Origin of the sequence: Delftia tsuruhatensis NBRC 16741 (genome assembly GCF_001571325.1) — a bacterium.
Lineage (GTDB): Bacteria > Pseudomonadota > Gammaproteobacteria > Burkholderiales > Burkholderiaceae_C > Comamonas > Comamonas tsuruhatensis.
This window is the reverse complement of record NZ_BCTO01000130.1, coordinates 1-758: the sequence shown is the minus strand read 5'-3', so window position 1 is coordinate 758 and position 758 is coordinate 1. Positions and strand designations below refer to the sequence as shown.

The 758-nt window shown below is 66.8% G+C and carries 1 protein-coding gene; it reads left to right on the top strand.

The features are described 5' to 3' along the window. On the top strand, nucleotides 1-758 hold a 758-nt coding region (locus DTS01S_RS29280; protein ID WP_061290157.1), incomplete at both ends, for a class III extradiol dioxygenase subunit beta.

The following is a 758-nucleotide window of genomic DNA, read 5'->3' as shown; positions in this document are numbered from 1 at the left end:
TGGGCGACCCCTATTGGCAGCCGCTGTTCAAGGGCTTCGAGCACTCGCGCCAATGGCTCAAGGACAACAAGCCCGACGTGATCTTCCTGGTCTACAACGACCACGCGACCGCGTTCAGCCTGGACTTCATCCCGACGTTTGCCATCGGCACGGCCGCGGAATACCAGCCCGCCGACGAAGGCTGGGGCCCGCGCCCCGTGCCCAAGGTCATCGGCCATCCGGAACTGGCCAGCCACATTGCGCAGTCGGTGATCCAGCAGGACTTCGACCTGACCATCGTCAACAAGATGGACGTGGACCACGGCCTGACCGTGCCGCTGTCGCTGATGTGCGGCGAGCAGGACGCGCGCACGGGCGCCTGGCCCTGCCCGGTGATTCCGTTTGCCGTCAACGTGGTGCAGTACCCCGTGCCGTCGGGCCAGCGCTGCTTCAACCTGGGCCGGGCCATCCGCCGCGCCGTGGAAAGCTTCGACGAAGACCTGAACGTGCAGATCTGGGGCACGGGCGGCATGAGCCACCAGCTGCAGGGCGCGCGTGCGGGCCTGATCAACAAGGAGTGGGACAACCGCTTCCTGGACCTGCTGATCGAGAACCCTGCCGGCCTGGCCAAGATGCCGCATATCGACTACGTGCGCGAGGCCGGCTCCGAAGGCATCGAGCTGGTGATGTGGCTGATCGCGCGCGGCGCCATGGCCGATGTGGATGGCCCCGCGCCGCTGCCCAAGGTCAACCACCGCTTCTACCATGTGCCCGCGTCC